The sequence below is a fragment of the Novosphingobium sp. genome, from assembly GCF_020852455.1.
GTDB lineage: Bacteria > Pseudomonadota > Alphaproteobacteria > Sphingomonadales > Sphingomonadaceae > Novosphingobium.
The window spans coordinates 41004-59533 of sequence record NZ_JADZAT010000027.1 but is presented as its reverse complement, the minus strand read 5'-3'; the positions used below and the strand labels follow the sequence as shown (position 1 = coordinate 59533).

Genomic DNA, 18530 nt, shown 5'->3' with positions numbered 1-18530 from the left:
CATAGTCTAGTTCGATTAACGACTTGTGGCCAGCGCAGCGGTCTAGTTGCTGCAGACTGCGGAATTGCCGGGTTCGGTCGACAGCCGCGTGGCAAAACTGGAATCCAGCCTGATCACCACGTCCTGGCTGCCGCATTTGCGCAGCTGGAAGCGGACCTTGCGGTTGTGAAAATCGAGGCTGACCTTGCGGAAATTCTCCATCAGGTCGGTTCCCAGCAGCAAGGCCGGCTGCTGGTCGAGCCCGAACACCGCAAAGGGCGGGATATCGGCAAAGGCGATTGGCACATTGGTCAGCAGCACCGATCCCAGCTTGAGCTTGTCGATCACCGCCACTTCCATCGTGGCCTTGGCCCCGGTCACCCCGATGACTTCGACCTTCTGCAACGGGGTACGGCCGCGCTTGACCACCCGGTCGCGCAGGGCGCGGTTGCCGATCGTGATTTCGGATCCGGTATCGACCACGGCATTGAGCGCCAGGCCGTTGGCCTTCACCTGGGTCAGGATCAGCTGCCCGCGCTTGAGCCGCGCGGTGACCACGATCTCGCCATCATAGCGCGGGGCCGGGCGGCGCCCGTCATCGACGCTGATCTTGCGCTTCTCGAAATCGAGCATCAGCCGCTGTTCGACCAGCGCATCCAGCCCGATCATCCCGACCGCGCCGATATCAGTCTCGTCAAGACGCGGCAGCTCAAGATCCTCGGTGATTGTCGGCCCCAATTGCAGCGACCGGACCTTGACCCGATCGACCGTGCGGCTTTCGGTAATCCCGTTGAGCATCACCGGCTCGCCAGTCGGCATTTGCAGCGCCTTGGCCAGCCGCGTGCTGACCACCGAAGTATCGGCGCCGCTGTCGACCACAAAGCGATAGGGCCCCGATCCGTTCACGCCAACTTCCACCGTCAGGCGCGAATGCAGCTTGCGCGCGGCGATCTCCTCGCCGCCGATGGTCAGATCATCGTCGATCACCGCCGGGGTCAGCGGCGGCATGGTCGAGACCGGCGGGGCAGGCTTGCGCGGGCGCGAAACGGCAGGTCCGGTGCACAGGGCCAGCAGGGCGCCGGCAACGGCCAGGCGGAACAGCGGGTGACGGCGCAGGGCATTTGCTGGTTTCATCGCTGGCAGCTATACCGTGGTTGCCGCGCAACCTGGCATGGTCATTCGACAAAGGTTGCATTTATTCCGACATTCGCCTAGGCGCGCGCCTTCGCTTGGGCTTTGCCCCGGGCGATTCCGTGCGGGAGATGGGCCAGTCCCATTGCTTGACCGCTTGATCTGAGGCTTGCGGCTGAAACAGTGCTGCGGGCCAACAGGAAGAAAGGAGGCCCTTCGTGGCCAAGAAAATTGAAGGCTATATCAAGTTGCAGGTGCCTGCGGGCAAGGCAACTCCGTCGCCGCCGATCGGCCCTGCGCTGGGTCAGCGCGGTGTGAACATCATGGAATTCTGCAAGGCGTTCAATGCCGCCACGCAGGAACTTGAAAACGGCATGCCGATCCCGACGATCATCACCGTCTATGCCGATCGCAGCTTCACCTTCGTCACCAAGACCCCGCCGGCTTCGTTCCTGATCAAGAAGGCCGCCAACCTCAAGTCGGGCTCGAAGGAGCCGGGCAAGGTTTCGGCCGGAACCATCGCGCGTTCGAAGCTCGCCGAAATCGCCCAGGTGAAGATGGCTGACCTTTCGGCCAACACCATCGAACAGGCGACCAAGATCATCGAGGGCTCGGCCCGTTCGATGGGTCTCGAAGTGGTGGAGGGCTAAGACATGGCAAAGCTGACCAAGAAGCAGAAGAGCCTTGCCGAAAAGCTGGGCGACAACCAGCAGCTGCACGGCGTTGATGCCGCGATCCAGCTGCTCAAGGATCTCAAGACCACCAAGTTCGACGAAAGCCTCGAAGTTTCGCTGAACCTGGGTGTTGACCCGCGTCACGCCGACCAGATGGTCCGCGGCATGGTCGTGCTGCCTTCGGGCACCGGCAAGGACGTCAAGGTTGCGGTCTTCGCGCGCGGCGACAAGGCCGAAGCGGCGCTGGCCGCCGGGGCCGACAAGGTTGGCGCCGAAGACCTGCTGGAAGACATGCAGGCCGGTAACCTCGACTACGGCCGCGTGATCGCCACGCCCGACATGATGGGCGTCGTCGGTCGCCTCGGCAAGGTGCTGGGTCCCAAGGGCCTGATGCCGAACCCGAAGCTGGGCACCGTTACCCCGAACGTCGCCGAAGCGGTCAAGGCTGCCAAGAGCGGCCAGATCGAATTCCGCGTCGAAAAGGCCGGGATCATCCACGGCGGGATCGGCAAGATGTCGTTCTCGAACGAAGCGCTGAAGGCCAACTTCGAAGCCTTCGTCGATGCGGTGGTCAAGGCCAAGCCGGCTGGCGCCAAGGGCAAGTACGTCCGCAAGGTCGGCCTGTCCTCGTCGATGGGCCCGGGCCTCAAGATCGACCTCGCCGAAGTGCAGGGCGCCTGAGCGCTTCGCCTGGACGAACAAAAAGGCCGGGAAGGGAAACCTTCCCGGCCTTTTTTGTTGCGGTGATGCCGTGCCTCAGCCGGTCCGGTCGAACAGTTCGATTGCCTGCGGCGGCAGGCTGATCCCGGCGTTGGGGCCGTTCATCCACACCAGCTGTCCGGTCATTTCGGGAAAGCCCTCGAATTCGACCCGCACCGGATCGCCAATCTCGCGCGCACGCAGATCGGCATGAACCCGCAGTCCGCTTGACGACACATTGACCACCTTGGCCAGTTCACCCTCGACCGCCAGCTGGGTGCCCTCGGGCACGGCATCGCTGTAGCGGCGCTCGCCCCGGTGATTGACCTTGCGGCTGACCCGGCGGTCGATCCGGCCCGTCAGGCCAAGCCCGGTGGGCTTCTTGCTGCGCTGCAACGGCGACATGTCGCTGCCGGCGATCCCGGCCATGATCTGTTCGCGCCGGGTCAGCAGCGGGTCATAGCCATCGGCGGGGGTGCTGATCGTTCGCGCGGCAATGCTGCCCTGGGCCGGCAGGAAGCGCGCGGCCACCGCCGGGTGCAGCTGGGCATCGAATTCCAGCCCCGCGCGGCCGCCTTCCAGCCAGGCCAGCCGGGCCGGCTGGCTGTCGAGCCCGGGCAGCTTGACGAACAGCTGCGCATCGCGGCTGATCACCACCAGGCCATCGACGCGGCACCCCAGTGCGCTGAAATCGACCAGCCGCACCTCCATCGCCGACCGGCTGCGTTCGCGCACGGCCACGGCAATCCCCAGCTGTGCGCGGCCATGGCGGCGGCGTTCGGTGAAATTCGATTGGGGTTGAAAGCTGATAGCCACGTCACATTCTCCAACAACACTTATGCCAGACAGCGCGACCTGCTTGTGGCCCGGTCATGTCGGTGCTGTTCAGACGCGGCAAGCGTGGGCCGGGCGTTGTCCCGCGCTGGGATTAACAGGCGTGGTAAAGTTAAAGTTACTGCACCGGATTCAGCCATTTGCGGGGATTCTATTTCGAGCGATATTTCAACGCCTTGGTCAGAATGTTGTCAGAAAAGTCGCGACGGGTCCGGCGCAGGAAGCCCGGAAAACCGCTAAAAACCAGATCTGCGGCAAGTCTGTCCAGCCCCGCCGCGGGGCATTTCTGACCGGCGAATCGAATCGTGGCGATCCATCCGCCAGGCGGTAGACTGCAGCCCATGCGCAGCCTGATCCCGTTCGCCATAACCGCCGCAATCGCCGCCACAGCTGGTGCGGCGCCGCCCGCCGCCAGCGTGCAGACCCATGCCGAAATAGATGTGCCGCGCGCCAAACCGCAGCGGGTGATCGTCCAGAGCCGCGATTTCGCACCGGGGGCGCAAAGCGGCTGGCATGTCCATCCGGGGACCGAAATTGCCTATGTCACCTCGGGCGAACTGGAACTGCTGGTCAAGGGCAAGGTCACCGTGATCCGCGCGGGCGATAGCTTCACCGTGCCGCGCGGGGTGCCGCACAACGGCGTGAACCGCAGCGGCGGCTTGGCCACGGCCGTGATCACGCTGGTGGTCGATAAGGGGGCCCAGCCGCGCCAGCCGGTGCCTGAACCCAAATAGCGTCAGGCGCCGAGGTTCGCTTCGGTATAGCATTCCACCACCAGCGCCAGCGGCTGCCCGTCCGGCAGGCGCAGCAGCGCGCGGTGGGTAGAGATCGCGCCCGCCGGGCAGCCGGGATCGCCGCGCCGGGTTGAGGCGAGCGGCTCGCGCGCGAAGTTCAGCGCGGCGGCGACCCGGCCGAACGGCACGCGGCTCTCGGCCAGCTGACGGTTCATCTCGGGCGTCAGCCGTGCGGGCACGTACCAGTTGTGCGCATCCGACAGCACATGCGTGCCGCACAGCAGGCGGACGTGGCGATAGCCCAGCGGCGCCTGGGGATCGACGCCCAGCAGCACGCGCACATCGGCAGGCGGCGCTTCGTCGGCGCCGCTGACGAATTCGACCTCGATTGCCTGGCCCGGCGCCAGCCCGCGCTGGTCGCACCACAGTTGCAGCGCGGCGGTGGCGCTGGCGTGGGCCGACAGGTTCGCTTCGAAGGCGGCAATGGTCTGGTCGGTTCCGGAATGGGCGCAACCTGCCTGTGACAGCGATGCGGCGACGAGCGTCATGAAGAACTTTCCGGAACTACCTGAACGCCGCCCGGCCGGCGGCTGCTTGCCGCGCCCCATTAGCCGCCAATTGCCCGCCGCGCCAGTGCTGCTTTTGTGCACCCGCGTTCAGATCCCGCCGGGCACAGCCTCGCGGCCCAGTGCGTTGAGGCCGATGGTCAGCGCTTCGCAGACCGTTTCCAGCACCGCCGGATCGGTGGAGCGGACCACGAAATTGGCGCCCACCCGGCCTTCACGGAAGAACGGATAGCTGCCGATCGCACAGCTTTCGTTGGCGCGTTCGGTTTCGCGCAGCAGATCGGCCACCTCGCTTTCGACCGCCCAGGAACCGATCGTTGCGCTCAGCACCGGCAGCCCGCCTTCCAGCGTTCCGGTCAGCGCATCGAGCATCCCCGCAGTGATCGAGGGAACCCCGGCCATCAGGAAGACATTGCCGATCTTGATCCCGGGCGCGCCCGACATGCGGTTGGCGATCAGTTCGGCCCCGTCGGGCACGCGGGCCATGCGCAGGCGGGCTTCGTTGAGGCCGCCGCGGCTTTCGTAATAGCGTTCCAGGATCGCGCGGGCTTCGGGATGGATCACCACCCCCACGCCCAGCGCCTCGGCCACGGCATCGACGGTGATGTCATCGTGCGTCGGGCCGATCCCGCCGGTGGTGAACAGATAGTCGTTGCGGGCGCGCAGCGCGTTCACTGCCTCGACAATCGCCGCGGTATTATCGGCCACCACCCGCACCTCGGCCAGGCGGATCCCCTGGACGTTGAGCCAGGCCGCCACCTGGGCGACATTCTTGTCCTGCGTGCGGCCTGAAAGGATCTCGTCTCCGATGACGAGCAGGGCGGCTTTCCAGATGCGGGATTCGGTCATCCTGACTGCCTAGGGCAATTGTCAGCCTTCGACCAGTTCCCGCGCCCGGGTGAATTGCATCACGCCATCGTCAATCGGGGCCTGGCGCATGTCGATGCGGTCCTTGCGGTAATCCTGGTTGAGCCGCCAGGGCAGCGCCGGGGCATTGCGGGGCATCAGGTCCTTGCCGCGCGCCAGATAGCCCGATGAGAAGTCGGCGAAGATATCCTCCTGCTCAAGCTCGGCATCGGCGGGCAGCGCCGGGGTTGCGGCGACCGCGCCGATCGCGTCCATCTGCTTGATCAGCCGGGTCAGGTATTCGCCGATGATATCGACGCGCAGCGTCCAGCTGGCGTTGATATAGCCGAATACGCCGGCGAGGTTCGGCACGTTCGAGAACATGCAGTTGCGGTAATAGAACCGCTTGCCGAAATCGACCGGCTCACCATCGACCGCAATCGCGATCTTGCCGGCCACCGCCAGCTTGAGGCCGGTGGCGGTGACGATCACATCGGCATCAAGGTGCTTGCCTGACTTGAGCTTGATGCCGGTTGCATCGAAGCTGTCGATATGGTCGGTCACCACGCTGGCCTTGCCCTGCTTGATCGCATCGAAGAAATCGGCGTCGGGCACCAGGCACAGGCGCTGGTCCCACGGGTTGTAGGGTGGGACGAAATCGGTTTCGTTGAAATCCTTGCCCAGGATGTCGCGCACCCCGTTGACCAGGAATTCCTTGGACTTTTCGGGGTTCTTGCGCACGCGCTTGAACATCAGGTCCTGCAGGGTGATGTTCTTGAAGCGGGTGATCGCATAGGCCAGCTTTTCCGGCAGCACCTTGCGCAGGCCATTGGCAATCGCATCGCGGGCCGGGCGACTGACCATGTAGGTCGGGGTGCGCTGCAGCTGGGTAACGTGGGCCGCGCCCGAATGGGCCATGGCCGGAACGATCGTCACCGCGGTTGCGCCCGATCCGATCACCACCACCTGCTTGCCGGTATGATCGAAATCGCTGGGCCAGAACTGCGGGTGGATGATCGTGCCCTTGAACTTGCTGCGACCCTTGAATTCGGCGTCATAGGGATCGTCGTAATCGTAATAGCCCGAACCCAAGAACAGGAACCGGCCCAGCACGCGGCCCCGGCTGCCGTCGGCGCTTTCGGTCACCACGGTCCAGCGTGCGGTCTTGCTGTCCCAATCGGCGGACACGACCTTCTGGCCGAACCGCATCTTGTCGCGCAGGCCATATTCGTCGGTGATCGCATCGAGGTATTCAAGGATCGCCGGGCCATCGGCGATCGACTTCTCATGCTTCCACGGCGCGAACGAGAAGCCCAGCGTGTGCATGTCGCTGTCGCTGCGGATCCCGGGATAGCGGAACAGGTCCCAGGTGCCGCCCACCTGGTCACGCCGGTCGAGGATCGCGAAGCTCTTGCCCGGGCAGTCGCGGGTCATGTGCACCGCCATGCCGATCCCGGAAATCCCCGCACCGACAATGATCATGTCGAGGCATTCCTCGATTCCCGTCATCGCGTTCATCGCCGCATTCTCCCGTTGTACTGACATTGGTGTCAATTTAGCTGATCGCTTAACATCATGCGGCAGGGATTGCCAGCGTCAAGCACCTTTGCCATGCCCTGTGCATGGCGATCATTGCTGCACGCCGCTATTCGGGCGGGAAACCTTCGGAACACGCATTGGCCGTGGACGGCCAGGAAGATCCCACGCCTGGATCGGGGGAGTTCGACTGGGTTGGCCTGGCGAACCCCTCGGCCGAAGAGATGGAGCTGGTGCGGACCCAGTTCGGCCTGCACCCGCTGGCGGTCGAAGATGCGCTCAACCCCAACCAGATGCCCAAGATCGAGCTCTACGGGCAGCAGCTGTTCATCATCGCGCGCACCGCCGCGATCGAGGAGGGCGAGAATATCGCCTATGGCCAGACCGCGATCTTCCTGGGGCGCGGGTTCATCGTCACCGTAAGGATGGGGTCAACCCGCGCGCATACCCAGCTGCGCCGCCGGCTGGAAAACGACGCCGAACGCCTGTCGGAAGGTCCCGACTATGTCGCCCACGCGATTCTCGACTTCGTGGTCGATGGCTTCCAGCCGATCCTCGAGCGCTACGAGGAGAGCGTCCAGATCATGGAAGAAAGCGCGATCGACAGCTTTCCCGAACCTTCGACGATCCGCCGGATCTTCCGCCTGCGCCGCCAGTTCCGCCGCTTCATGCGGATCGTCGGGCCGATGGAGGAAGTCTGCGAGCGCCTGGCCGTTACCGATTTGCCGGTGATCGATCCGGGCGCGCGGATCTGGTTCCGCGACGTGCTCGACCATGTCCGGCGGACACTCGCGCGGATGAACGGATTGCGCGATACACTGGCCAGCATCGTCGAAACCGCCAGCCTGCTCGAACAGCACCGCCAGGGCGATATGACCCGCCAGTTGGCCTCCTGGGCCGCGATCCTGGCCGTGCCCACCGCGATAGCGGGGGTCTATGGGATGAATTTCGATTACATGCCCGAACTGCGCGAAAAGTGGGGCTATCCCGCCGTGCTGGGGCTGATCGCCGCGATCTGCGGCGGACTGTGGGTCCGCTTCAGGCGGATCGGCTGGCTGTAATCCTCCCCGGCACGGGGAGGTATCAGGGCGTGACGATGAACTGTTCCCAGCGGCCCTGGGCGCCCGGTTCGGCATAGGTGATCAGCGTCAGTTCCTTCTTGGCGAACTTCAATTTGTACACCCGATTGACGAAACCGCCCCGCAGCCGCGGCGGGCGCAGGATCTCGATCGCGGTCAGGGTGCCCAGCGGGGCGAGGCTCTGGCTGTAATCGCCCAGCGTCTCGGCGCTGAAGTAATAGCGTGCGTTGTCGGTGAATTTGGCCGGGTCGAGCTTGCCCGCGCGCAAGGCTGCCAAAGTTGCGCGGGCATCGGCCTCGCGGCCGGTCTCGCCAATGTCGGCCTGCTGGGCCTTGGGCAGCACGATTGCGGCGATCTTGTCGGTCAGGTCTTCCTGCACCCCGGCAAAGTCGCCGTTGGTCAGCACCACCACCGCCACGCGGTCATCCACCCAGACCGTGTTCTGCGACAGGAAGCCGACCGATTCCCCGCCGTGGTTGACTGCCCTGCGCCCGTTCACCGTGCGGGTGTAGACCCCCAATCCATAGCCGTTGCTGGTGCCATCGGCCAGCCGCACCGGGCGCTCCATCTCTTCCCAGTCTTCCTTGGGCAGCAGGGTCCGGTTGATCCGGGCGATGTCCCATTCGGCCAGCTCCTCGGCGGTCATCGACAGTTCGCCCGCCGCCCACAGCCAGCCGTGCGCCGCCGGCTTGGCCGGGCGCACCGGGCCCAGCGCGTTGCGGTGATAGCCCTGCGGAAAGGCCGCGCCGTTGGTATCGTCGATCGCATAGGGGCGGATCCCCAGCGGGTTGAATATCCGTTCCTCGAACTGCTTCCACAGCGGCGCGCCCCCGGCGCGTTCGGCAATGATCCCGGCGACGACGTAACCGGTGTTCGAATATTGCCAGCGGGTGCCCGGTTCATAGTCCAGCGGCTTGAAGCCCCAGCGCCGGACGATGTCCATCGGTTCAACCGGCTGTTCCATCGCCTGAAACGAATAGTCCTGCGGCCAGAAATCCTGCAGCCCAGAGGTGTGCGACAGCAACTGGCGCACCGCGATCCGTTCCCCGCCGGGCAGTTCGGGCAGCCATTTGGACACCTTGTCATCAAGGTCCAGCTTGCCGTCGTTCTCCAGCATCAGCAGCAGCGCGGCCAGGAACTGCTTCGAATTGGAGGCGATCTGATAGGGCAGTGCCGGGGTGGCTTCGGGAATTGTTTCCGAGGCCTTGCCCCAGGCCTTGGTGTAAACCAGTTCGCCATCGCGGACCACGGCGACCTGGACCGAGGGGATGCCCGTGGTCTCCAGCGCCTCGCGCGCAGCGGTGTCGATCCGCACGACCTGCTCGGTCGCCAGCGGCTGGGCCAGCGCCGCAGCGGGTTGCAGGACAAGGGCGAGGGCGGCCAGCGCCAGACTATTCCTTCTCATGGGATCGCGAGGCTAGCCGGATTGGCGCGCCGATCAACCCGTGGTTGCGGCGGGGCAGTTGTGGACAGCTTGGCGCGACCGGCGGTTTGCCATGGCGAATCCATCATCATGCTGTCATAGGGCGGTCACATTTTCCTGAGGGGGATATTGCAATGTTTGGCTGGTTTCAGCGCCTGCTGCCGCATTCGGGCGATTTCTTCGTCCTGTTCGAACGCCACGCCGTAGCGATGACCGGGGCGGCCGATGCCCTGGCCCAGTTGACCGCCGGTGAAGGGGATCGGCCCGCGCACCTGCGCACGATCCGCGACCGCGAGCATGATGCCGACGAAGTGATTCGCGAAACGCTGCACGAAGTGCGGCAGACCTTCCTGACCCCGTTCGATCGCGGCGCGATCACCTCGCTGATCGGTTCGATGGACGATACCATCGACGAAATGAACCGCACCGCCAGCGTGATCGAGCTGCTCGAAGTCGAAAAGTTCGATCCGCAGATGAAGCAGATCGGCGTGCTGATCCAGGATGCTTGCCGGCTGATTTCCGAAGCCATGCCACTGCTGCGCGATGTTGAGCGCAATGGCCGCCGCCTGCACGAGCTGACCGCCAAGATGGTCAAGCTGGAAGGCGAAGTTGATATCCTGCACGACACCGGGATGAAGACCGCGTTCCAGGCCCAGAAGGTCAAGGCCGATCCGCTGGCCTTCATCGTCAAGCGCGAGATCTACAAGCATCTTGAGCGTGTTGCCGATGCCTTCGAGGATGTCGCCAACGAGATCGACAGTCTGGTCATCGACCACGGCTGAGGCCGCTTGCATTGAAGGAGCACGGCGATGCATGAGCTTGCCTTTCCCCTGCTGGTCGGCCTGATCATCGTCGCGCTGGCTTTCGACTTTCTCAACGGGCTGCACGATGCGGCCAATTCGATCGCCACGGTGGTTTCCACCCGGCTGCTGTCACCGGTCTGGGCCGTGGCCTTTGCCGCGGTTGGCAATTTCGCTGCCTACTGGCTGGTGCCGCTGCATGTGGCCGACACCATCGGCAAGGGCATCATCAACAAGGACATGGTCACCCCCGGCGTCGTCTTCGGCGCGCTGATCGGGGCGATGTTCTGGAACGTGGTGACCTGGCTGAAGGGCATCCCTTCCAGTTCCAGTCACGCGCTGCTGGGCGGGCTGCTGGGCGCCGGGATCGCCCACGCCGGGCTGGACGCGGTTGAAAGCAAGAAGACCGTCGAAACGATCATCGCGATCTTCCTGTCGCCGATCATCGGCTTCGCGCTCGCCATGCTGATGGTGCTGATCACCTCGTGGCTGTTCAAGGGTTTCCAGCCGCGCCGGGCCGAAGGCGTGTTCAAAAGCCTGCACCTGGTTTCCAGCGCGGCCTATTCGATCAGCCATGGCGGCAACGATGCCCAGAAGACCATGGGGATCATCACCGTGCTGCTCTATTCGACCGGCAACCTTGGCGGTGAATACCATATCCCGACCTGGGTGGTGATCAGCTGCTATCTGGCGATTTCGCTGGGCACCCTTTCGGGCGGGTGGAAGATCATCAAGACCATGGGCACCAAGATCACCAAGCTCAACCACCACACCGGGTTCTGCGCCAGCACGGCAGGCTCGATCGTGGTGTTCAGCGCCAGCGCAATGGGCATTCCGGTTTCGACCACCCATGCGATCACCGGATCGGTGATCGGCACCGGCGCCGCACGCAAGGCCAGCGCGGTGCGCTGGGGCGTGGCCGGGCGGGTGATCACCGCCTGGTTCATCACCATCCCGATGAGCGCGGCGGTGGGGGCGATCTTCTATACCCTGACGCAGATGTTCTGAGGATTGTAAGTCAGCCAAGCAGGGCCGGCTGCTGAGCGGCGCCCCCTATCCGGGGCCTTGTTGACGCCATCCTGGCGGTTCGGACCGGTTGATGCGCATCTAAAGTGTACTGGGTCATCGCTGCGATCTCGGCCTGAAGTCCGGGACGCACTAGGTTCATTCCCTGGCAGTATGGGCAAGGCGGCTCAGACATGCTGCAGGGAAAGCCAAATGATTGATGTGATTGCATTCCGGACTGCACTGGCCACACTCGCTGCGGTCAGTCTGGCATCGCTGGCTGGCTGGGTGCCCTCGGCCAGGGCGCAGCAACAGGTGATCTATATCCCTCCGCCGTTCCAGTGTCCGCCGGGCGATGTGCAAATCGGACCTGCGCAATGCATCACTCCGACCCCGCCAGCCTATTCGGCCGTGGCGTTCCACCGCGATGCCAGTGATGTCTGGATAGCCGCCATGTACCCCGATGCCTATTCTGCAAAGGTGGCCGCCAAGGCCCGCTGCGACAGGGAAATGGGCGGCGGCTGTAATACAGGCTGGCAGGGAAAGGGCTATATCGGCGTGGCCAGAGGCGCGGACGGGACTGTGTTCTATGCGATCGATCGCGAAAAGGCGGCGGTCAACAAGACGCTCGCCGAACAATGCAAGATCCATGAATTGGGCTGTACGCCGATCGGCATGTTCAAATCACACGATGAGTTCCGCAAACGGCCCTACCGCGGTGACAATATTCGCGGACCGAAGGACCTGGCCTCGCTGCACAAGAAGTATGTGGCAGCAGCCTGGGTATCGGACAGTGGCTATGATGGCATGGTCTGGGTCGCTAGCGGTTATGACAGCAGCGATCAGGCCCAAAGCGTTGCGATGAATCTGTGCAGGATCAAGCGCAATGGAAACCCCGCTTGCAAGGTGGGTGCGGTCAGCGGGAACGGGTTCATTCTGTTCTACACCGATGGTGTCGAGGATGGATTTGTCATCGAACAGACCGAGGCCAGGGTGAAGCAGGCACTTGCCCAGCGCTGCAAACGCGCCAAGCGCAGCTGCACTGTCAGGGCAATGCACAATGCGCGCGAATCCGGCGCGTTCGAAGTCGGTGGCAAGTAGCGTCAAGAAGGCTCAAGCGCAGGCACTAGGCACTGATCGGCAGCGTCGGCCACAGTTCGGCGATTCCGTGCCCGTCATAGACCGCGATCTCGCCGAATTGCAGGAACAATGCTTCGCTCTGGTCCGGGCGCAGGAAGACGTGATCGTCGGGCCTCAGCTGGACCAGTTTCGATCCGGTCAGCAGTTCCTGGTTCGATGATCGTCCGAACAGCTTCGAATATTGCAGCCCCGGCGGCGAAACCGGCTTGGCCAGCCAGTGTCCGCCGTGGATGAAGAAGCCGCGCTGGGTGTTGCGGTCCCACCAATGCATCGCGCCCGACAGTGCTTCGACCCCGGGCAAGGCCTGGTCGGCGCTGGCCTTGATCACCGGGGTGGCGATGAACGATGCGGGCAGCAGGTCGGCCAGGTCGTCCAGATCGAAATCGCCCGGCTTGACGAAGGCTGATCCGACCGAAACCTCGTTGGCGGCGGTGCCCTGGCAATGGCGCCGAAAGGTCGGGCTGCCGGCAGAATTGAGCGTCAGGGTGGCGGGATCGAGCCCTGCGCCCTTCAGCACTTCGATCGCAGCGGTGTAAGCCGCCTGGGCGGCGGCGTGGGCCTTGTCGGGGCTTGGCATCTTGGGGACGTGCGGTTCATAGCCCATCAGCCCGGCCACTTCGACCTTGGCCGCCTGCGCCTGCCGCACCGTGGCGGCCAGCGCCTGCGGATCGGCAAAGCCGCCGCGATGCAGGCCAACGTCGATCTCGAAATTGACCCTCAGCGCGATCCCCCGCGCCTGCGCCGCCGCGGCATATTGGGCCAGCCGCTCGGGCGTATCGATCAGCCACTGCACCCGCGCCGCGGCCGGGCCGTCCAGTTCGGCGACGCGGACGAATTCGCTGACCGGCAAGGGCTTGCCCATCAGGTAGTCCGCTTCGGGATGCAGCGCGAACAGCTGCAGCAGCATGTCGGCGCTGAACACCATCAGCCGCTGGCTGCCCATGCCTGTCATGATCGCATCGAGCAGCCGGGGCAAGGGCAGCGACTTGGCCACAACCCGCAGCGGCAGTTTCGCTCCGTCCACCGATTTGCGCACCGCTGCCACGTTGGCCGCCAGCCGCCCGCGATCGATCACCAGCGTGGGGCGCATCAGCCCGGCCCGCTTCAGCGCCGCCGACAGGCCGGCAAAATAGGCTTCGTGCATCCCGCCCCTTTCCGCCGGCCGTGCCAGCATGGTGCCGATCCCGGCCAGCGCCAGCGCCCCGCCGCCCGCGATCATCGTACGGCGCTTCATCCGAACAGCTTCCGCACGAAGGGGTTCATCATCCGCCCTGCCGGGTCAACGCTTTTGCGCATGGCCTGGGCCTCGCTGAACATCGGGTAGAGCGCACCAAGTTCAGCCGCGCCCAGCGAATGGAGCTTGCCCCAGTGCGGCCGTCCGCCGGCTTCGCGGAATACCGGTTCGATCAGGCGGAACATCCAGTCATGCGCCTCGCGGTACCAGGCATGAACCGCGATCGAGCCGCTTTCGCGGTTGTAGAACGGGGAAAGCCAGGCATCGTCAGGGGCGATGATCCGCGCCTCGATCGGGAAGAACACGTCCTTCGCGTCGGTCTCGATCCGGCGGATCACTTCGCGCAGCACTTCGACCTGGCGCTCGATCGGCAGGTGGTATTCCATTTCCTTGAACCGGTCGGGACGCTCGTTGGAGAGCAGCTTCCAGCCTTCATCGACTGCCACTTCCGCGGGAAGGCCGTGCATCGCCTGCTGCGCGGCGCGGCGGCGCAGATCGGGGGTGAATTCGAACAGGTCGCGCAGCCGCTTGAGGTCCATCAGCGTGCTGCTGTCGGCATCGGGCCCGCGCGGTTTGACCGGATCGAAAGTCGGGTCATGGGTGATCAGCGCCGATTTGCCGGTGAACGGCAGGACCAGGAATTCGGCGTTGCGGTGCTGTTCGGCCAGCGCTGGCCATTCGCGCAGGATCCAGTCGGTATCGACCAGCTTCACCACCTTGCGCACGCGCACCAGCGGCTGGTTCTGCAGGGTAACCGCGCTCAGCACGCCAAAAGCACCCAGGCCGACGCGCGCGGCGTGGAACAGCTCGGGGCGTTGATCGCGGCTGCATTCGGCAATTTTGCCATCGGGCAGGACCAGCCGCAGCGCGGTAACCTCGCCGTGCAGCGCCTTGATCCCCTTGCCGGTGCCATGGGTGCCGGTGGACAGCGCCCCGGCCAGCGTCTGCTTGTTGATATCGGGCAGGTTGGGCATTTCCTGCCCCACCCCGGCCAGCAGTTCGCCCAGCGCGGAAAGGCGCGTGCCCGCGCGCACTGTGGCGGTATTCGCCCGGGCGTCATGGCTGACCAGCCCGGCGATCCGATCGAGCGAGAGCAGGGTGCCATCGGTCGGCACCAGCGCGGTGAACGAATGGCCCGAACCGACCGGGCGGACCGGGGCAGGGGCCTGGGGCAGCGCGGCTGCAAGCTCGGCCTCGCTGGCGGGGGCCAGCCGCCGGGCCGGGTAGGCATGCTCCAGCCCCGACCAGTTGACCCACAGCGCCCGCCCCTGCGGATCGACCGGCGGGGGCGCGGCGGGTTCGCGGCTCAGCCACCAGCGGCGCGTGCTGCACGAACCCACCCCCAGCGCCAGCGCGCCAGCGCCGCCCAGCAGCAGCTTGCGCCGTGCGATCATTGTTCGCGCCCCGCCATGAAGCGGATCAGCCGCTTGAGATCATCCGGGGTGCATTCGAAACACTGTCCGCCAGCCGGCATTTTGCCCATCCCTTGCAGCGCGCTGGCCAGCAGCGCCGCTTCGCCCTTGGTCCAGCGCGGGTCCCATTTGGTGCGGTCACCGGTCAGCGGCGCCTGCGAATCCGCGACGGTATGGCAGGCCTTGCACGAACCGGCATAGAGCTGCGCCAACTGCGGGTCGCTGGGCGCCAAGGCCGCGCTTTCGGCCGGGGTCAGCGGCTTGGGCGGCGCTTCGCCAGGCCCGCAGGCGGCCAGCAGCAGAGTGGCGATGGGCAGCAGGCGGCGCATGATTCTCCCTTCCCTCGGGGTGAAATCTAGTTATAACTATATTTCTGTCAACCGGAGATCACGCGTGGCCAGAAGGCCCACCCAGAACCGCGCCCTGGCCACCTATGAACGCCTGCTCGATACGGCGGGTGAACTGCTGGCCGAAGTGGGGGTGGAACGGATCTCGACCAATCTGGTGGCGGCGCGCGCCGGGGTCAGCCCGCCGACGCTCTATCACTACTTCGAGGACAAGTATGACCTGCTCGCCGCGCTGGGTGAGCGGTTGATGGCGGCGCAGAACGCGCTGGTCGCGCTCGATCCGGGGCAGGACGAGGCAAGCATCGCGCAGATCCTGGTCGCGCACGTCGAACTGACCCGGACCAGCCCGGGCGGGGCCTGGATCATGCGGATGCTGCGCGCGGTGCCGCAGCTGGCCGAAGTGCGGCTGGCATCGCACCGCCAGCTGGCTGCCGCGCTGGTTCGTCAGGCCTGGGTCGCCGATCCCTGGCAAGACAAAGCCGCGCTCGATCGCCGGGCGCGGCTCTGTGTTGATCTGGGCTATGCCGCGATCGAACTGGTGCTCGATGAGCCGGAGCTCGATGTCGAGGCGGTGATGGCCGATGCCGCCCGGGCGATCCGGGCGGTGCTCAACTAACCCCAGTTACGCTGGCCGCCGTTGGGCTTCTTGGCCGGCTTGCGGCGCTGCTGGCCGTTCTGCTGACCCTGACCTTCGGGACGCTTCTGGCCGGCCGGGCGGACGCCGTCGCGGTGCAGCTTGGCCGGGCGTTCGCCGCTTCCGCTGCGTTCGCGCTGGTCGCGGCGGAATTCGCCGCGCGGTTCGTTGCGGGCGGGGCGCTCGTCGCGGCGCTGGCGGTTCTCGGCCGAGTACTGGCGGGCTTCACGATCCTCACCGGCCAGCGGATCGAACTGCGGACCGCGCTGGGCGTGGGCGGCGCGCGATTGGGTGCGGTCGTCGGCAATCCGCTCGTTGCGGATGTACTGATCGCGTGACTGGCCGTCGCGGCCCTGGCCGCCGGGTACGCGCCCGCCGGTGGTGCGGGCCACCTTGGGCTTGCGACCATCGCGGCGCGCTGCGGGGCCGCCGCGACCACGCGCGTCGCGTTCGTCACGGCGCGCATCCTGTTCCATTTCGGCCGGACTGCGCCGCGCCGGGGCGGGCAGGCGGGCGGCTTCCTGGGTGAAGTTGTCGGGCAGCGGCACGGTGCCCAGCTTCACGCCGGTCAGCCGCTCGATATCGCGCAGGTAGGTCTTTTCATCGGGCGCACAGAAGCTCAGCGCCACGCCATCGGCGCCGGCGCGCGCGGTGCGGCCGATCCGGTGGACGTACTGTTCGGGCACGTTGGGCAGTTCGAAGTTGAACACGTGGCTGACGCCGGTCACGTCGATCCCGCGCGCGGCAATGTCGGTCGCCACCAGCACCGGCATGGTGCCGCGGCGGAACGCGCCCAGCGCGGCGGTGCGCTGGGCCTGGCTCTTGTTGCCGTGGATCGCGGCGGCCTGGACCCCGGCGGCGGTCAGGTGGCGCACCACCCGGTCGGCCCCGTGCTTGGTCCGGGTAAAGACCAGTGCCGAAGCGATCTCACCGCTTTCCAGCCCCTTGCGCAGGCTGATCGAAAGCAGAGCCTGCTTTTCGGACTGGTTGATGAAGCAGACATACTGTTCCACCCGCTCGGCAGTGCTTGCCTGCGGGGTCACTTCGACGCGTACCGGGTTCTTGATGAACTGCTTGCCCAGTTCGGCGATCGCCTTGGGCATGGTCGCGCTGAAGAACAGGCTCTGGCGCTTTTCGGGCAGCATGTTGGCCACCCGCTTCAGCGGAACGATGAAGCCCAGGTCCATCATCTGGTCGGCTTCGTCGAGCACGAAGATCTCGACATTGCGCAGCGTCAGCGCGCGCTGGTCGATCAGGTCGAGCAGGCGGCCAGGCGTGGCGACCAGCACGTCGCAGCCGGGCACCAGCGCGCGGGACTGCTTGCCCACGGGCACGCCGCCGAACACGCACTGGACCGACAGGTTCAGGAACTTGGCATAGCCGCGCATGTTGTCGGCAATCTGCGCCGCCAGTTCGCGGGTCGGCGAAAGCACCAGCATTCGGCAGCTGGCATTGCGGCGCGGCTGCGGATCGGCAGCAAGCCGGTGCAGCGAGGGGAGCGAGAAGGCCGCGGTCTTGCCGGTGCCGGTCTGGGCGATGCCCAGCAGGTCGCGCCCTTCCAGCAGCGCCGGAATCGCCTGGCGCTGGATCGGGGTGGGATCGGCATAGCCCTTGGCGCCCAATGCGCGCAGGATCGGCTCGGCCAGACCAAGGTCGGTGAAATAGGACATTGCAATTTCTTTCATAAAAGCCGCGCCCGCGCCGCATGAGGGCACGGGAGGGCAGGGGCATTCACGATGCAACCCTGCGTGAAAAAGGCGGCGTCAAGTCGGTCAACCGGGCGTTCGGGGCGGCCTTGCCTTGATGGCGGGCCTCACGCTGCGCCGAACTGCGTACCCGCTTCATAACGGGCAAGTCCGGTTGGATGTGGATGGTCCTATATGCTGCATTGCGGCAAAAAGCAATGAAATTGCGCATCCGGAATTTCCCGCAGATGGCCGCCGGATTTGATCTCCGCCGATTGCATTCGCCGGGTGGGTCAGTATGAGGCGTGGCGTGGGGACCTTGCGACGCATCCTTTTGGCCCATCGTGCGCTGGCAGTCGTGCTGCTGGCGATGACGCTGTGCCTCAAGCTGGTGGTCCCTGCCGGCTACATGCTGCAGGCCGAAGGCCGGGTCCTGTCAGTGACGATCTGCAGCGACGGCATGGACCGGCAAGCGACGATCGCCTTGCCGGGATCCGGCGGCGATCACCGCGAGGACAGCCAGGCCGGCAAAGCGAACGGCAGTTGCCCCTTCGCCGGGCACGGTTCGCCGCTGCTGGCCGGTGCCGATCCGGCACTGCTGGTCCTGGCGCTGGCTTTCATCCTGGCGCTGGGCTTTGCCGACCAGGCAATTCCCCGCCTGCGCAGGCTGACCCATCTGCGCCCGCCGCTGCGCGGGCCGCCGGCCGCAACCTGACTGAATAAGCCGCAGCCGCGCCAATCCGTGCGGTTGCCCTGTCAGGATGCGAACAGG

Annotated in this window: 19 protein-coding genes; 9 read left to right on the top strand and 10 right to left on the bottom strand. The window is 65.4% G+C overall.

Annotation, left to right across the window (positions count from 1 at the left end):
* Positions 1 to 42: 42 nt before the first annotated feature.
* Positions 43 to 1113 carry a retroviral-like aspartic protease family protein gene (locus IT549_RS11680; protein WP_292973351.1) on the bottom strand — a complete coding sequence of 357 codons (1071 nt, stop codon included), beginning with the start codon at positions 1111 to 1113 and terminating at the stop codon, positions 43 to 45.
* A 215-nt stretch (positions 1114 to 1328) separates the two neighbouring features.
* On the opposite strand from IT549_RS11680, the gene rplK reads away from it, so the two are divergent.
* Both rplK and rplA read left to right on the top strand, forming a co-directional pair.
* Positions 1329 to 1760: a 50S ribosomal protein L11 gene (gene rplK / locus IT549_RS11675; protein ID WP_292973349.1), complete on the top strand. Its 432-nt coding sequence runs from the start codon at positions 1329 to 1331 to the stop codon at positions 1758 to 1760.
* A gap of 3 nt (positions 1761 to 1763) precedes the next feature.
* Positions 1764 to 2465 (top strand): 50S ribosomal protein L1, encoded by a 702-nt coding sequence (gene rplA, locus IT549_RS11670; protein ID WP_292973347.1) that lies wholly within the window; start codon positions 1764 to 1766, stop codon positions 2463 to 2465.
* A gap of 75 nt (positions 2466 to 2540) precedes the next feature.
* On the opposite strand, the gene IT549_RS11665 is transcribed toward rplA, so the two are convergent.
* Complete coding sequence (locus tag IT549_RS11665) at positions 2541 to 3299, bottom strand: hypothetical protein (RefSeq protein WP_292973345.1); 759 nt, start codon at positions 3297 to 3299, stop codon at positions 2541 to 2543.
* Between the two features lie 359 nt (positions 3300 to 3658).
* On the opposite strand from IT549_RS11665, the gene IT549_RS11660 reads away from it, so the two are divergent.
* Positions 3659 to 4051 (top strand): cupin domain-containing protein, encoded by a 393-nt coding sequence (locus tag IT549_RS11660; protein ID WP_292973343.1) that lies wholly within the window; start codon positions 3659 to 3661, stop codon positions 4049 to 4051.
* A gap of 2 nt (positions 4052 to 4053) precedes the next feature.
* Here the strand turns inward: IT549_RS11660 and IT549_RS11655 are convergent, their stop codons facing one another.
* From IT549_RS11655 to IT549_RS11645, 3 genes are all read right to left on the bottom strand, one after another.
* Positions 4054 to 4599 (bottom strand): hypothetical protein, encoded by a 546-nt coding sequence (locus tag IT549_RS11655; protein WP_292973341.1) that lies wholly within the window; start codon positions 4597 to 4599, stop codon positions 4054 to 4056.
* 108 nt (positions 4600 to 4707) lie between these two features.
* Positions 4708 to 5466, bottom strand: coding sequence for a competence/damage-inducible protein A (locus IT549_RS11650; protein ID WP_292973339.1), 759 nt, complete (start codon positions 5464 to 5466; stop codon positions 4708 to 4710).
* A gap of 21 nt (positions 5467 to 5487) precedes the next feature.
* A complete protein-coding gene (locus tag IT549_RS11645; protein WP_292973337.1) occupies positions 5488 to 6981 on the bottom strand; it encodes an NAD(P)/FAD-dependent oxidoreductase in 1494 nt (497 codons plus the stop codon).
* Positions 6982 to 7085: 104 nt separating this feature from the next.
* Here IT549_RS11645 and IT549_RS11640 point away from each other — a divergent pair, with 104 nt between their 5' ends.
* Entirely contained in the window at positions 7086 to 8060 is a 975-nt protein-coding gene (locus IT549_RS11640) for a magnesium and cobalt transport protein CorA (RefSeq protein WP_292973335.1), read from the top strand.
* A 22-nt stretch (positions 8061 to 8082) separates the two neighbouring features.
* On the opposite strand, the gene IT549_RS11635 is transcribed toward IT549_RS11640, so the two are convergent.
* Positions 8083 to 9483 (bottom strand): serine hydrolase domain-containing protein, encoded by a 1401-nt coding sequence (locus IT549_RS11635; RefSeq protein ID WP_292973333.1) that lies wholly within the window; start codon positions 9481 to 9483, stop codon positions 8083 to 8085.
* 152 nt (positions 9484 to 9635) lie between these two features.
* On the opposite strand from IT549_RS11635, the gene IT549_RS11630 reads away from it, so the two are divergent.
* The 3 genes from IT549_RS11630 (at position 9636) to IT549_RS11620 (ending at position 12407) form a co-directional block, all read left to right on the top strand.
* Entirely contained in the window at positions 9636 to 10283 is a 648-nt protein-coding gene (locus tag IT549_RS11630) for a DUF47 family protein (RefSeq protein WP_292973331.1), read from the top strand.
* A 27-nt stretch (positions 10284 to 10310) separates the two neighbouring features.
* A complete protein-coding gene (locus tag IT549_RS11625; protein ID WP_292973329.1) occupies positions 10311 to 11309 on the top strand; it encodes an inorganic phosphate transporter in 999 nt (332 codons plus the stop codon).
* A gap of 210 nt (positions 11310 to 11519) precedes the next feature.
* A complete protein-coding gene (locus tag IT549_RS11620) occupies positions 11520 to 12407 on the top strand; it encodes a DUF4189 domain-containing protein (RefSeq protein ID WP_292973327.1) in 888 nt (295 codons plus the stop codon).
* A 25-nt stretch (positions 12408 to 12432) separates the two neighbouring features.
* Here the strand turns inward: IT549_RS11620 and IT549_RS11615 are convergent, their stop codons facing one another.
* From IT549_RS11615 to IT549_RS11605, 3 genes are read right to left on the bottom strand one after another with little or no spacing between them, the layout of a single operon-like run.
* Positions 12433 to 13680: an alanine racemase gene (locus IT549_RS11615; protein ID WP_292973325.1), complete on the bottom strand. Its 1248-nt coding sequence runs from the start codon at positions 13678 to 13680 to the stop codon at positions 12433 to 12435.
* The gene (locus tag IT549_RS11610) at positions 13677 to 15074 is read right to left on the bottom strand and encodes a D-arabinono-1,4-lactone oxidase (protein ID WP_292973323.1); all 1398 of its coding nucleotides are present in this window, start codon (positions 15072 to 15074) and stop codon (positions 13677 to 13679) included. The genes IT549_RS11615 and IT549_RS11610 overlap by 4 nt, the downstream gene beginning before the upstream one ends.
* On the bottom strand, positions 15071 to 15421 hold the full coding sequence (locus IT549_RS11605) for a c-type cytochrome (RefSeq protein WP_292973321.1): 351 nt from the start codon (positions 15419 to 15421) through the stop codon (positions 15071 to 15073). Before IT549_RS11605 ends, IT549_RS11610 begins: the two co-directional genes overlap by 4 nt.
* A gap of 64 nt (positions 15422 to 15485) precedes the next feature.
* On the opposite strand from IT549_RS11605, the gene IT549_RS11600 reads away from it, so the two are divergent.
* A complete protein-coding gene (locus IT549_RS11600; protein ID WP_292973319.1) occupies positions 15486 to 16055 on the top strand; it encodes a TetR/AcrR family transcriptional regulator in 570 nt (189 codons plus the stop codon).
* Here the strand turns inward: IT549_RS11600 and IT549_RS11595 are convergent.
* Positions 16052 to 17743 (bottom strand): DEAD/DEAH box helicase, encoded by a 1692-nt coding sequence (locus IT549_RS11595; RefSeq protein WP_292973435.1) that lies wholly within the window; start codon positions 17741 to 17743, stop codon positions 16052 to 16054. The genes IT549_RS11600 and IT549_RS11595 overlap by 4 nt on opposite strands.
* Positions 17744 to 18092: 349 nt before the next feature.
* Here IT549_RS11595 and IT549_RS11590 point away from each other — a divergent pair, with 349 nt between their 5' ends.
* Complete coding sequence (locus IT549_RS11590; RefSeq protein ID WP_292973317.1) at positions 18093 to 18473, top strand: DUF2946 family protein; 381 nt, start codon at positions 18093 to 18095, stop codon at positions 18471 to 18473.
* Positions 18474 to 18530 lie beyond the last annotated feature (57 nt).

Bases quoted from the DNA above. Each gene is read 5' to 3' on its own strand.
- IT549_RS11625 (WP_292973329.1), top strand. From the start codon at position 10,311: ATGCATGAGCTTGCCTTTCCCCTGCTGGTCGGCCTGATCATCGTCGCG.
- IT549_RS11620 (WP_292973327.1), top strand. From the start codon at position 11,520: ATGATTGATGTGATTGCATTCCGGACTGCACTGGCCACACTCGCTGCG.
- IT549_RS11645 (WP_292973337.1), bottom strand. From the start codon at position 6,981: ATGAACGCGATGACGGGAATCGAGGAATGCCTCGACATGATCATTGTC.
- IT549_RS11680 (WP_292973351.1), bottom strand. From the start codon at position 1,113: ATGAAACCAGCAAATGCCCTGCGCCGTCACCCGCTGTTCCGCCTGGCC.
- IT549_RS11615 (WP_292973325.1), bottom strand. From the start codon at position 13,680: ATGAAGCGCCGTACGATGATCGCGGGCGGCGGGGCGCTGGCGCTGGCC.
- IT549_RS11610 (WP_292973323.1), bottom strand. From the start codon at position 15,074: ATGATCGCACGGCGCAAGCTGCTGCTGGGCGGCGCTGGCGCGCTGGCG.
- IT549_RS11595 (WP_292973435.1), bottom strand. From the start codon at position 17,743: ATGTCCTATTTCACCGACCTTGGTCTGGCCGAGCCGATCCTGCGCGCA.
- IT549_RS11660 (WP_292973343.1), top strand. From the start codon at position 3,659: ATGCGCAGCCTGATCCCGTTCGCCATAACCGCCGCAATCGCCGCCACA.
- IT549_RS11630 (WP_292973331.1), top strand. From the start codon at position 9,636: ATGTTTGGCTGGTTTCAGCGCCTGCTGCCGCATTCGGGCGATTTCTTC.
- IT549_RS11650 (WP_292973339.1), bottom strand. From the start codon at position 5,466: ATGACCGAATCCCGCATCTGGAAAGCCGCCCTGCTCGTCATCGGAGAC.
- IT549_RS11655 (WP_292973341.1), bottom strand. From the start codon at position 4,599: ATGACGCTCGTCGCCGCATCGCTGTCACAGGCAGGTTGCGCCCATTCC.
- IT549_RS11640 (WP_292973335.1), top strand. From the start codon at position 7,086: ATGGCGATCATTGCTGCACGCCGCTATTCGGGCGGGAAACCTTCGGAA.
- rplA (WP_292973347.1), top strand. From the start codon at position 1,764: ATGGCAAAGCTGACCAAGAAGCAGAAGAGCCTTGCCGAAAAGCTGGGC.
- IT549_RS11635 (WP_292973333.1), bottom strand. From the start codon at position 9,483: ATGAGAAGGAATAGTCTGGCGCTGGCCGCCCTCGCCCTTGTCCTGCAA.
- IT549_RS11605 (WP_292973321.1), bottom strand. From the start codon at position 15,421: ATGCGCCGCCTGCTGCCCATCGCCACTCTGCTGCTGGCCGCCTGCGGG.